This is a genomic window from Paracoccus onubensis, from assembly GCF_003591515.1.
GTDB classification, from domain to species: Bacteria; Pseudomonadota; Alphaproteobacteria; order Rhodobacterales; family Rhodobacteraceae; genus Paracoccus; species Paracoccus onubensis.
Genome location: NZ_QZCG01000012.1, coordinates 157,927 through 169,698 on the forward strand (window position 1 = coordinate 157,927; position 11,772 = coordinate 169,698).

The window sequence follows — 11,772 nt, forward strand, 5'->3', positions numbered from 1 at the left end:
CAATGGATCTGGAATTCACCCCCGAAGAACGTGCTTTCCGCGATGAGGTCCGCGCCTTCCTGAAGGAGAAGCTGCCCGATGAGCTTGCCGAGAAGGTTTCTGCCGGCAAGGAACTGACAAAAGAGGATCTGTTGCGCTGGCAGTCCATCCTCCACGAACGCGGCTGGCTTGCGGCGACATGGCCCAGGGAATATGGCGGCACCGGCTGGAATGCTGTCGAACGGCATATCTTCGCAGAGGAATGCGCATTGCATTCCGCACCGCGCCTGCTTCCCTTCGGTTTGAACATGCTTGGCCCGGTTCTGTTCAAGTTCGGCACCGAAGAGCAGAAACGTGATATCCTTCCCGGAATTCTGGATGGCAGCGACTGGTGGTGCCAGGGCTATTCCGAACCCGGCGCGGGATCGGATCTGGCCAGCCTGAAGACACGGGCGGTCCGGGACGGCGATCATTACATTGTCAATGGCCAGAAAACCTGGACCACGCTGGGCCAGCACGCGAACAGGATTTTCTGCCTTGTCCGGACCTCGACCCAAGGAAAGCCACAGGAGGGTATCAGTTTTCTGCTGATGGACCTGAATACTCCCGGTATCGAGATGCGTCCCATCCGGCTGATCGAGGGCGGAAGCGAAGTGAACGAAGTGTTCTTTACCGATGTCCGTGTTCCCGTTTCCAATCTTGTGGGTGAAGAAAACCAGGGCTGGACCATCGCCAAATATCTGCTGACGCATGAGCGGACGAATATCGCCGGCACCGGGTTCTCTATCAAGGATATGGAACGCTATCACCGCCTGTCCCGCCAGATCACCCGTGATGGAAAACGGATAGCGGATCATCCTGTTTATGCCACCCGTGCTGCCGAGATCGAGGCGGAACTTGAAGCGATGCGCATCACCAATCTGCGGATGCTTGCCAATGCCCGCGAGGGTGCGGCCGGCGGAAGGGAAAGCTCGATGCTCAAACTGAAAGGCACGCAGGTCCGGCAGGCCATTCAGGATCTGTATCGCTCCGCCCTGGGCCACAATGCAGCGCCGATGGCTTCGGAGCTTTCCGAAAACGAATTGGCGGTGCCGGTAGAGGCGGCCCGCGCGGCACCGGTTTACTTCAACCACCGCAAATTGTCGATCTATGGCGGCTCGAATGAAATCCAGCGCAATATCGTTGCCAAAGAACTGTTCCGGGGGTGATGTGAATGGATTTCAACCTCTCTGACCACCACCAGATGCTGGCGGACAGTCTGCGCCGGTTTTTGGCCGATAATTACGAGTTCGAAACCCGCAACAAACAGGTCTATGCCGAACCTTGGCATTCGCCGGAAATCTGGTCGGGTCTGGCCGATCTGGGTGTGATGGGCGCTTTCGTAACGGAAGAGCAGGGCGGTTTCGGGGGCAGCCCCGAGGACGTCCTTGTCATCTTCGAGGAAGTCGGCCGCGGTCTCTGCGCCGAGCCGCTGCTGGGGACGTTGCTTGGCATTCGCCTGCTGGCGGCACTGGGCCGCCGTGAAATGGTTGGCGATATTGTTGCCGGAACCGCCCGGACGGCGCTTGCCGTCTATGAACCGCAGGTGGCTTGCGATCTTTCTTATCTCGAGGCGGACGCGCGGAAGAGCGGCGACAGATGGCGTCTGACCGGACGGAAATCGGCTGTATATGGTGCGGCCGGGGCGGATCACCTTCTGGTCGCGGCCCGCACGGATGACGGTATCGGGCTGTTCCTGCCCGAAAATCCCGAACTGATTTCGGCCACCATGGTTGATGGCGGAAATATCGCCGATCTGATCATGGACGATCTGCCCGCAGAATGCGTTTCCGCCGATTGCTGCGGGGCGTTGGAGGACGCGCTTGATCTTGGCCGCATCGCGCTTTGTGCCGAGGCGGTCGGTGTGATGACCCGGTTGATTGATCTGACCGTGGATTATCTGAAGCAACGCCAGCAATTCGACAGGCCGCTTGCCGCGTTCCAGGCCCTGCAGCACCGGGTCGTGGATATGTTGGTGGAACTGGAGCAATGCCGCTCGATCACCATCGCTGCGGTAGCGGCATTCGGAGGCAGCGATCAGACCCGCAGGGTATCGCAGGCCAAGAACCTGATCGGACGCATGGGGCGGAAAATTGCGGAAGACGCGATCCAGATGCATGGGGGTATCGGCATGACCTGGGAATATCCCGGTGCCCATTATGCCAAGCGCCTGGTCATGATCGATCATCAGCTTGGCGATCACGTCGATCACGTGCAACGTCTGATCCTGATGCCGGATAAGCCAAACGCGCCGGCGTGATTGCAAACCGGTACAGCGCGGCAGAAGGAGCGGATTTCTTCTGCTGGCTACCGGGCGGAAACGCATTCCGAACGACGCGGTCCCGCTGAGAAAAACGGCAAGGCCCTATGCAATCTGGGCGAAACGCGGCGATGCGGTGCGATTGTCGAAGAAGGGTACGGTATCGGGCTGCGGAAGCGGCGCATGATAGGGGACCGATCCGGTCAACTCGGTGATCTCGGCCAGCACGACTTCCGTGATGAAGGGAAGATTCAACGTTCTCGCCTCTGCCAGCGGAACCCAGTGAAGATGCGAAAGCTCGTCACAAGCGCGGCCAAAATCATCCGGATTGCCGCTGATCCTATGCGCATCGACAACAAAGAACCGTGCGTCGAAACGCCGGGGCCGACCGGGTGGGGTAATGGCCCGAAAGACATAGTGCAATTGCGAGGCATCCGGACTCAGGCCGGTTTCGGCATATCCCGGCCATGTGCTTTGCGGACCGTCCTGCAAGCCGATCAGCAGCCCGGTTTCTTCGGCCAGCTCGCGCAGGGCGGCGGCGGAAATGGCATGCGGATCCGGTGATATGCCTTCGCGCGGCTCGGCAACAAGGCGCTGCCGGTGCAGTTCGCCAATCGGGCGGGCAAGAGGGCTTGCCGCATCCTCGTGATCGACGGCGCCGCCCGGAAAGACGTATTTCGAGGGCATGAAGGCTGCCTTCGCCCCGCGCATACCCATCAGAACAGAACTGCCGCCTTCATCACGCCTGACCAGAATGATCGTTGCGGCGTCCCGGATCGGCGGATTTTCTAGTTGGTTCATGATGAGAGGGTTCCGGGGGCGGTTCCGGAATCTTTGCTGAACCCATGCATGCGCCGTGCCCATTGCAGCCCGACCATGCCACCCTTGATCCGTGGCAGTAGAAGAAGCGAAAGGATCACGGTTCCAAGCCCGAATATCAGGATCATTGTCATCGCACTCGGCCGCCACGCGATATAAGAGGCCAGAAGCAGCGGCGCAGCAAGATGCGAGACCAGAAGGATCGTCAGATATGCCGGCCCGTCATCCGCGCGCTGATGGTGCAATGCCTCGCCGCAATTCGGGCAATGATCCACGACTTTCAGGTAAGAACTGAACAGCCTGCCGTCGCCGCATGAAGGACAACGACCTTTCACCCCGCGCATCATCGCCTCGCGCAGGGGGCGTTCCTGTACGGCAGACAGGTTTGTATCGGTTTGGGTCATCGCAGCATATTCCTTCGCTCGCACGGCCGTCGGAGCCTGGGCTCAACATAACGTCTTGACGCTGGCACCGCCATAGTTAGCAGTAATACTGTGCAGATATGCCGCAGAGTCTCAACCTTTCGGAGGAGAAATGAGCTATAGCATCCAAGCGGCGGAAAAGCTTGCATTGCAGGCTCTCTCCCATATCGCCGCCCGCCCCGAACTGGTATCTGCATTATTCGCCAGCAGCGGCCTTGATCCCGAAACATTGCGCAAGGCGGCCGAAAGCCCGGATTTTCATGCGCATTTGCTTGATTTCCTGCTGGAAGATGATCGTCGGGTACTGGATTTTTCCCAGGCGATCGGCATCCGTCCCGAGGAAGTTCTGGCCGCCCGTACGGTGATTGGCGGACCGGGCAGTTTCGGTTGGGAGCCGGACTGAGTTTTCTGCGTCGCCTTTCGTACTTCCTTTACAGATAGGGATTATTGATCGTTCCAGCGGAGATATTCATGAACTGGCTGGTCCGACACTCTATCGAATCCTATATGCGGCAAAATCACGGTCGCCAGTTTTTGGATTCTGCCCATGCGGCCATGGAAGCCGACTGTCATTTCTCATCCTTCTCGGCCCGAGACGGTATCGCATTGATTTCCAAGGCGGCGCATCTGCTGGGGAAGCCCGAGACCGAAATATTCGGCGATTTTGGCGAATGGATCGCGCGTATAGAACCGGTTCGGAACGCGCTGCGCGTCATGGGGCGCGATTTCAGCGAGTTTCTGACCAATCTCGGCATGCTTCCGGATCGCCTGCGTCTGGTATTGGGCGAAGCCGCCATTCCCCAGCTTCGGGTCCGCAGTGCCGGGGGCAAGGCGGTATCCGTGGAACTTCCCCCGGGTCGGGGCGGGTGGAGCGATCTTCTGGCCGGAATGCTGCGCGTGATGGCAAAGGACTACGAGGCAGATACCGGGATCGTTGCAGGTGAAAACCACGTCGAAATCCAGGTGAGGGCCACGCAGGCCGCAATTTCGGCCATCGGTTGCAATGACGGCAATTCTGAAGGTGAAAACGCCATGAAGGACGAATTGAAAACAGCTTCGTTCACCATAAGCGACGACGCTATCTCGATATTGCTGCCAATGCATCTTATCGTGGACGGGCAGGGAAACCTGTTGGGCGCAGGGCCGACATTACGGAAGTTCCTGCCTGCCCATGCCAGCAACCTGGACGAGGCCTTCACAATCATTCATCCGGTTTGCGACGGCTTGGCGGTGGGGGTTCTGGATGATGCCGCTCGGCGTGGTCTTCGATTGGAGCTTCGCCTGAACGGATCTGCGCAGATCACATTATATGCTCATCCGGTCCGGATCGGGGCGGATCGGCTTCTTCTGGATTTAAGCTTTGGGGCGGGGCTGCCTGATGCGATAAAGAAGCTGCAACTGGACATTTCCGATTTTCCGGCCTCCAGCCTCGCATCCGAGCTGGTTTTCCTGCATGACGCCAATCTTTCAGTCATGCGGAATTTGCCGCGACTGGAACAGGATCGTCGCCGGGCGCAACAGAACGCGGATAACCGTGCAATGATGGATCCATTGACCGGATTGCTGAACGTTCAAGGTTTCGAAAAGGCATTTCTTGGCATGCCGGGCAGCGACCTGAAAAAGGAATACGGTTTTGCGCTGGCGCTGCTGGAACTGGAATATCTTGATGAAATGGTGGAATTTTACGGCCACGTGGCAGGTCATCGGATCATTGCGCAGGTTGGGCGGATCATCGGCGATGCGGTGGCAAAGGGCGATATCGCGGCAAGGCTGGAATGGAACCGGATCGCATTGATCCTGCCCAATATTCACGACGGAATGCAGGCACGGGCACTATGCGAGCGTATTGCCTCGGCCATTGCAAAGCCTGTTCCTTGCGGGGAGTCTTACTGCCACGTCGCCGCCAGTTGGGGTATTGTCATGTCGAGTGTCGGTCCTGGTCGAAATCTCGAAGCAATGCTGTCGGATGCCGAGGCGGCGCTTGACGGTTCAAAGCGAAGTGGCGGCGGGCAGGTGACGGTACTGAACCTATCCGAAAATCCTTACCTTCGGCCGCATAGCGGAACGATCTGGCAATAGTGATCGCTGACAAGATCCTGCGTTGGCATTACCCGCCCGATTGGATAAATCGAGCGGATGATCGCAAAAACACCCCTTGTCTTGCCGGGAATGCGTATCGGCCTGTTGGGCGGATCTTTCGATCCAGCCCATGAAGGACATGTCCATATCACCGAAAACGCCCTGTGCCGGTTTGGGCTCGATCGGGTATGGTGGCTGGTCAGCCCCGGAAATCCGCTCAAGACGCAAGGCCCCGCACCGATCGATGCGCGGATCGACAAGGCCCGGCAGCTTATGCGTCATCCAAAGGTGGATATAACCGATATCGAGGCACAGTTGGGAACCCGGCTGACCGTGGACACGATCGCCGCGCTGCAACGGCAATGTCCGGGCGTGCATTTCGTCTGGCTGATGGGCTCGGACAATCTGGTGCAATTCGATCGCTGGGATCGCTGGAACGAGATCGCGCAGCGTGTTCCGCTGGGAGTACTGGCGCGGCCGGGATCGCGTCTGGCGGCACGAAGATCCCGGACTGCGCGAATATTGCGCCGGTGGCGGCTGCCCGAGGCGAATGCCCGCCTGTTGCCGGTCATGAATACACCTGCCTGGGTTCTGGCGAATTTGCCGATGTCGCATTTGTCTTCGACACTTATTCGGCTGGGGCGCAGCCCGCAAACTGAGGAAACAGGATGAGACGGTATTCACGACGCGAGTTGCTTCAGGGTGCCGTTGCTCTTGGACTGACGGCGCAAGGCGCCTTTGCGCAGGACGTTGAGGTCAAAGCGATCCCGGGGCAGGGGCTTGCCGCAAGGCCGCCCGTCAGGCCGTTGCCGGATAGCCGGGCGGTTATCGCCGCCGCAGATCTGCCGGGGCGGGTCCGTTACGCTCTTTTTGATCCGGCGACAGGACAGATGCTTGAGGAACATGAGGGCGCTGTGCCCGTTCCTCCTGCCAGCACGCTCAAGACCATAACCGCGCTTTATGCGCTTGACCGGCTGGGCGCGTCGCATCGGTTTCGCACCCGCGTGCTGCGCTCGGACGGGATGCTGATACTGGCCGGGGGCGGAGATCCGGTTCTTTCCAGCGACGATCTGGCCAGTCTTGCGGACGATCTGACAAAGGCGGGGACAACATCACCCCAGCGATTCGCGGTCTGGGGCGGTGCCTTGCCGCGGATCGAAGAGATCGCGCCACCGCAGGAAGATCATCTCGCCTATAACCCGGCACTCTCGGGGATGATCCTGAATTTCAACCGCGTGCATCTTGGCTGGCGCCGGGCAAATGGCGATTATCAGATGTCTCTGGAGGCGCGCGCCGCCAGAAACTCGCCGCGTGCCTATACCGTTACCGCCCAAGCTGCCGCGCAATCGGACCTGTTCAGCTATCGCTTTGACGGAGGCCATGAAATCTGGACCGTTGACCGTTCGGCCATGGGGCAGGCAGGGAGTCGCTGGCTGCCTGTGCGCCGGCCCGAACTATATGCCGGCGATGTGTTCCAAACCTTGTGTCGCGCCAGTGGATTGGTCCTGCCTTCCCCCGAGGTGATTCAGGACATTCCGGCGGGTGAAGAGATTGCCATCCATGAAAGCCCGCCACTCGGCGAAATCGTCAGGGATATGCTGTATTATTCGACCAATCTGACCGCCGAGGTGATTGGGCTTCATGCCAGTTCCGCACCCGATCTGAAAAGCTCGGCGGAGTTGATGCAGCAATGGGTGGAAACCCGGATCCAGCCTGCGGACATGACGCTGGCGGATCATTCCGGCCTGTCCGCGGATAGCAGGGTCACCGCGGCAGCCATGACAAGGCTGATGGCCGGCCCGGGACTGGACGCGAAACTCCAGGATTTTCTCAAACATGATCCGTTGGCCGAATCCGTGAAGACCGATACGAAGACGATGGCAGAGGTGGTCGCCAAGACTGGCACGCTCAATTTCGTCTCGAATCTGGCAGGATTTGCGACCGCGCCTTCCGGTCGCAGGTTGGCTTTCGCGATTCTCTGTTCTGACCCGGACCGGCACGCAGCAACACAAGGGCAGGACCTTCCCTCCGGCGTAATCGGCTGGACCCGGAAAGCCAAGCGGGTTCAGTATGATCTGATCGAGAACTGGATTATGCGCTTCGCTTGAATTTGTTGCGGTTTCAATTGGAAATGGCGGAGGCGGTGGAAAGGTAACTAAATACCTGCACGTTCCGTAACCTTCCTAAGTACATAGAATTGATTGGATATTTTCTCTTGCGTTGTTCCCGCATGTTCCGTTAATGTTCATGTTGTTCCCGCGCCAAGTGGGGGAAGTTATGGCGGAAAGAAAGGTTGGGATACCTGTTGCGCAAACCGGCTAAAACACTCACCGCCCGCATGGTGCAGACCGTCACCGAGCCGGGGAAATATTTCGACGGCCACGGCCTCTATCTGCGGGTCGATAAGCCCGGTGGCAAGTTCTGGGTCCAGCGCATTGTCATCAACGGAAAGCGTTGTGAACTCGGCCTCGGCAGTCTTGATTTCGTGTCGCTGGCTGATGCCCGGATCGCGGCCTATGAGAACCGCAAGCTGGCCCGAGCCGGTGGCGATCCTCTGGCGGAGCGCAGAGAGGCAAAGGCAGTCCTGACATTCGAGGAAGCGGCCCGCGAGGTTCACCGCATCCACCTGCCGACCTGGAAGAACCCCAAGCACGGCGATCAATTCCTCAACACGCTGGCGACCTATGCCTTTCCCACGATGGGATCGACTAAGGTGCCGGACGTGACCTCAGGCGATATTCTGGCCGTCCTGCAACCGATCTGGCTGACCAAGGCTGAAACCGCACGCCGGGTGAAACAGCGGATCGGCACCGTCATGAAATGGTGCATCGCTAAGGGCTGGCGCAGGGACAATCCCGTTGATTCGGTAGATAAAGGCCTGCCTAAGCAGACGGCTAAGACGACGCACCGGAAATCCCTGCCATATGATCAGGTCGCGGGCTGCCTCGATACAGTCGCCGCGACAAGCGCCGGCCTATCGACCAAGCTGTGTTTTGAATTGCTGGTGCTGACATGCGTACGATCGGTCGAGGTGCGCGAAGCCCGCTGGTCAGAGATCGACATGACGGCCAAGGTCTGGGAAATTCCGGCCGATCGAATGAAAATGGATCGGCCTCATCGCATACCGTTGTCCGCCCGCGCGATGGCGGTGCTGGAACGGGCAGGGGGACTGGATGATGATCTGGTGTTCCCCGGCACCAAGAAGGGCAAGCCGCTGTCAGACGCCACGCTGCTCAAGCTGATCCGCGAAAACGGCTTCGATGTGGACATTCACGGCTTCCGCACGTCCTTCCGCACATGGGCGCAGGAAAAGACGAACTTCCCCCGCGAGGTGGCCGAGGCCGTCCTGGCGCACCTGTCAGGGGATGAGACTGAAAGAGCCTATGCCCGCAGCGACCTGTTCGAGAAGCGGCGCAAGATGATGGACGCATGGGCAAGGTATCTCGCGCAGGATAGCGCCAAGGTTGTGAGGATTGGCTGATGTTTGCGCCGGAAGGTTTTATCCCATTTGATGTTGTTATTTCGCAGATATACGATGCCAGCATTTCCGCTTGGGCGTGCGAGAATACACGGCGCCTCGATGCAGGTTGGAAACCCACAAAAGGCTTTGCATTAAAATCTTTTTGTGCGCGAGAAGTTCTGAATGCGTGGATGATCGCGAGAACAATTAACAGTTATACGATTTACGCAGCTGCGCCGCATGGCCAGGTGATGCAGATTTCAACTCCGTTTTTGACACATCGGGATCAACTCAACTGGTATGATTGGGAATTTCCTGACGTTGAGGGGTATAGTGGTGAGTTGACGGTGCCTTTTCATCGTGCGTTAGAAAATACAGATTCACTTGGTAAGCGGCCATCGAATTCTGATCCATTTGAACGATTTACATTCTGCGATTTCCACACCTCCACAATCGATGTCACTGAGGATCGTATCTCACGAATTGCTGTCGATTTTTCGGAAGAGGAACTGTCTAATTTATTGCGTATTGTGAGAAATTTCGATGGGTGGGCGATCTGTGTTAAGCCCGATGAGTTCCCAAAAGATATTGACGAGCTTTTGTCTGGAATTGGTTTTGATTATCCAAGGTTCGAGGTCAACGCATCCAATAACGCTATAGGGCGAAAAGGACGACCTCAACTGCAAAATATTGCACTTGAGGCTTATAAACTTGCATATCCTAACGGGCATGGTTCTACACATTGGTCTGTTGTTGAGGATCAGATAGAAGAAGTGGCCGGGAGAAGGATTAGCCAAAAGACTATCAAGCGCGCTTTGGACAATAATCAGGACAAAATGGACTAAACCGCCGATATTCTTGCCTGTCCATTATTGTCCTTTCTGTCTCATTTAATTGTATAAGTTATACCCCCATCATTCCAGCAGTTGTCAAACAATCGCAGGAGTGACCGATGGGAAAGCGATATATTCGCCGCCCTGAGGTGGAGACCATGACCGGCCTTTCTACCTCGACTATTTACCGCATGATGAGTGAGGGAGAGTTTCCGCGCCCGATCAAGTTGACCCGCAAGGCGGTCGCATGGGCCGAGGACGAGATTGCCGACTGGCTGGCCTCGCGCCCTGTTGCTGCGTGACTGAGGGGTGGTCTGATGATTGCGATCACGCAATTCACAGCCGAACCGTTCAGCGACCTTGCAGAATGGAACCAATGGTTCACCGAGAATATCGATCGGCACGACAAGGCGAAGGCGGCGGCGATGGCAATCCACGATTGCGCCCCGGAGGATAGAATCCCGGTTCTCGAATTTCTGACGGATTTCTACAGCGCAGGCGCACCGATCCCGGCTTTTGGCAGCGTAATGGCCGAGGCGACCGATTGGGCGGCATACGCCAGACCGGTCGAGCATAAGGCTTACTGTCTCGCCTGTTTCAACCGTCTCAGCGTCCGTGATCAGAACGCATTCCTTGCCTATGTTCAGGAAAGGAGCGCCGCTTGAATGTATTCGCCCACCTGGACCAACAGGATCGGCACAATCCCTATACCGAAGATCCCACGCCCCGGGCATCAGAGTTCTATTCCGCTGCCTCACTGCAAGGTATGGAGGTTCCGCTTCGCAACTGGCTGGTCCGCGATCTGGTTCCTTCTGGAACCGTGACACTGCTTGGAGGTGACGGCGGTACGGGAAAATCGCTCCTGGCCCTGCAACTGGCCTGCGCTGTTGCTACAGGCGGCAAATGGCTGGAACGGCAGGTGACAGGGGGAGGGACCTTATTCGTCAGTGCCGAGGATGACGATGCCGAGTTGCACCGGCGGCTTGATGACATAGTACGCTCCGCTGGCCATCAGTTCAGTGACCTTGATCGCCTGACGATCCGAAGTCTCGCTGGTGAGGATGCCTTGCTGGCTCATCTGGACCGCGGTTCCGGGGTGCTGTCACCATCACCGTTATTCGCTGACCTGAATGCCCGTCTCGATGAGGAAAAGCCGACGCTTCTGGTGCTGGACACCTTGGCTGACCTTTTCCCCGGGAATGAGAATGATAGGGCGCAGGCGCGGCACTTCATCGGTCTGTTACGCGGGCTGGCCATTCGCCATGACTGCGCGGTGATCCTGCTGGCGCATCCGTCTTTGTCCGGCCTCAACAGTGGCAGCGGCACAAGCGGCTCCACGGGCTGGAATAACAGCGTACGATCGCGGCTTTACCTCGAACGCATCTCAGAGGATGGATATGAGGCCAACCCTGATGCACGCGTGCTGTCCACCAAGAAGGCCAACTATGGCCGCACAGGCGGCGAGATCAGCATGACATGGCGCGATGGTGTATTCATTGCTGATCCTGCTGAGACAGGGCTGGATCGCATGGCCAGAGGCGCCAAGGCCGAGCGCGTGTTTATCAAGCTGCTGCGTATCCTTGATGCACAAGGACGCAAGGTCAACACAAGCGGCGGCCAGACCTATGCACCGAGTGTCTTTGCTGTGCATCCCGACGCGGAAGGTGTCAGCAAGGCGGCATTCAGATCGGCAATGGAGACACTGCTCGCGCAGGGTAAGATCAGAGCCGCTGAACATGGGCCACCCTCCAAACGCAGGCAGTTTTTGGAGCTGGTCGAATGATGTTCCAACCCCCTTCCAACGGTAAAATAATACCGTTCCAACCCCCTTCCAACCTATGCCCCAAAACCTTCCAACCCTGTTCCAACCCCCTTCCAACC

Annotated in this window: 13 protein-coding genes; 11 read left to right on the forward strand and 2 right to left on the reverse strand. The window is 57.8% G+C overall.

Annotated features, from left to right (window positions below; genetic code table 11):
• Positions 1–2: 2 nt before the first annotated feature.
• Positions 3–1,187, forward strand: coding sequence for an acyl-CoA dehydrogenase family protein (locus D3P04_RS17405; protein WP_119751102.1), 1,185 nt, complete (start codon positions 3–5; stop codon positions 1,185–1,187).
• Between the two features lie 5 nt (positions 1,188–1,192).
• The gene (locus D3P04_RS17410) at positions 1,193–2,278 is read left to right on the forward strand and encodes an acyl-CoA dehydrogenase family protein (protein ID WP_119751103.1); all 1,086 of its coding nucleotides are present in this window, start codon (positions 1,193–1,195) and stop codon (positions 2,276–2,278) included.
• Positions 2,279–2,383: 105 nt separating this feature from the next.
• Here D3P04_RS17410 and D3P04_RS17415 read toward each other — a convergent pair whose 3' ends face one another.
• Together D3P04_RS17415 and D3P04_RS17420 are read right to left on the reverse strand one after the other, a co-directional pair.
• Complete coding sequence (locus tag D3P04_RS17415; protein WP_119751105.1) at positions 2,384–3,079, reverse strand: NUDIX hydrolase; 696 nt, start codon at positions 3,077–3,079, stop codon at positions 2,384–2,386.
• Entirely contained in the window at positions 3,076–3,501 is a 426-nt protein-coding gene (locus tag D3P04_RS17420; protein WP_119751107.1) for a DUF983 domain-containing protein, read from the reverse strand. Before D3P04_RS17420 ends, D3P04_RS17415 begins: the two co-directional genes overlap by 4 nt.
• Positions 3,502–3,631: 130 nt before the next feature.
• Between D3P04_RS17420 and D3P04_RS17425 the strand changes: the two genes are divergently transcribed.
• From D3P04_RS17425 to D3P04_RS17465, 9 genes are all read left to right on the forward strand, one after another.
• On the forward strand, positions 3,632–3,922 hold the full coding sequence (locus D3P04_RS17425; RefSeq protein ID WP_119751108.1) for a DUF3572 domain-containing protein: 291 nt from the start codon (positions 3,632–3,634) through the stop codon (positions 3,920–3,922).
• 68 nt (positions 3,923–3,990) lie between these two features.
• Complete coding sequence (locus D3P04_RS17430) at positions 3,991–5,598, forward strand: diguanylate cyclase domain-containing protein (RefSeq protein WP_119751110.1); 1,608 nt, start codon at positions 3,991–3,993, stop codon at positions 5,596–5,598.
• 57 nt (positions 5,599–5,655) lie between these two features.
• Positions 5,656–6,270 (forward strand): nicotinate-nucleotide adenylyltransferase, encoded by a 615-nt coding sequence (locus D3P04_RS17435; protein ID WP_119751111.1) that lies wholly within the window; start codon positions 5,656–5,658, stop codon positions 6,268–6,270.
• Complete coding sequence (dacB, locus tag D3P04_RS17440) at positions 6,267–7,706, forward strand: D-alanyl-D-alanine carboxypeptidase/D-alanyl-D-alanine endopeptidase (RefSeq protein WP_119751113.1); 1,440 nt, start codon at positions 6,267–6,269, stop codon at positions 7,704–7,706. The genes D3P04_RS17435 and dacB overlap by 4 nt, the downstream gene beginning before the upstream one ends.
• A gap of 197 nt (positions 7,707–7,903) precedes the next feature.
• The gene (locus tag D3P04_RS17445; RefSeq protein WP_232845061.1) at positions 7,904–9,079 is read left to right on the forward strand and encodes a tyrosine-type recombinase/integrase; all 1,176 of its coding nucleotides are present in this window, start codon (positions 7,904–7,906) and stop codon (positions 9,077–9,079) included.
• Entirely contained in the window at positions 9,079–9,903 is an 825-nt protein-coding gene (locus D3P04_RS17450) for a hypothetical protein (RefSeq protein WP_119751116.1), read from the forward strand. The genes D3P04_RS17445 and D3P04_RS17450 overlap by 1 nt, the downstream gene beginning before the upstream one ends.
• Before the next feature lie 107 nt (positions 9,904–10,010).
• A complete protein-coding gene (locus D3P04_RS17455; protein WP_119751117.1) occupies positions 10,011–10,193 on the forward strand; it encodes a helix-turn-helix transcriptional regulator in 183 nt (60 codons plus the stop codon).
• A 15-nt stretch (positions 10,194–10,208) separates the two neighbouring features.
• Complete coding sequence (locus D3P04_RS17460; RefSeq protein WP_119751119.1) at positions 10,209–10,556, forward strand: hypothetical protein; 348 nt, start codon at positions 10,209–10,211, stop codon at positions 10,554–10,556.
• A complete protein-coding gene (locus D3P04_RS17465) occupies positions 10,553–11,674 on the forward strand; it encodes an AAA family ATPase (protein WP_232845062.1) in 1,122 nt (373 codons plus the stop codon). Before D3P04_RS17460 ends, D3P04_RS17465 begins: the two co-directional genes overlap by 4 nt.
• The last annotated feature ends 98 nt before the right edge of the window (positions 11,675–11,772 follow it).

Coding starts and splice junctions, on each gene's coding strand:
- dacB (WP_119751113.1), top strand. CDS start 6,267: ATGAGACGGTATTCACGACGCGAGTTGCTTCAGGGTGCCGTTGCTCTT.
- D3P04_RS17405 (WP_119751102.1), top strand. CDS start 3: ATGGATCTGGAATTCACCCCCGAAGAACGTGCTTTCCGCGATGAGGTC.
- D3P04_RS17425 (WP_119751108.1), top strand. CDS start 3,632: ATGAGCTATAGCATCCAAGCGGCGGAAAAGCTTGCATTGCAGGCTCTC.
- D3P04_RS17435 (WP_119751111.1), top strand. CDS start 5,656: ATGATCGCAAAAACACCCCTTGTCTTGCCGGGAATGCGTATCGGCCTG.
- D3P04_RS17420 (WP_119751107.1), bottom strand. CDS start 3,501: ATGACCCAAACCGATACAAACCTGTCTGCCGTACAGGAACGCCCCCTG.
- D3P04_RS17450 (WP_119751116.1), top strand. CDS start 9,079: ATGTTTGCGCCGGAAGGTTTTATCCCATTTGATGTTGTTATTTCGCAG.
- D3P04_RS17455 (WP_119751117.1), top strand. CDS start 10,011: ATGGGAAAGCGATATATTCGCCGCCCTGAGGTGGAGACCATGACCGGC.
- D3P04_RS17430 (WP_119751110.1), top strand. CDS start 3,991: ATGAACTGGCTGGTCCGACACTCTATCGAATCCTATATGCGGCAAAAT.
- D3P04_RS17415 (WP_119751105.1), bottom strand. CDS start 3,079: ATGAACCAACTAGAAAATCCGCCGATCCGGGACGCCGCAACGATCATT.
- D3P04_RS17410 (WP_119751103.1), top strand. CDS start 1,193: ATGGATTTCAACCTCTCTGACCACCACCAGATGCTGGCGGACAGTCTG.
- D3P04_RS17460 (WP_119751119.1), top strand. CDS start 10,209: ATGATTGCGATCACGCAATTCACAGCCGAACCGTTCAGCGACCTTGCA.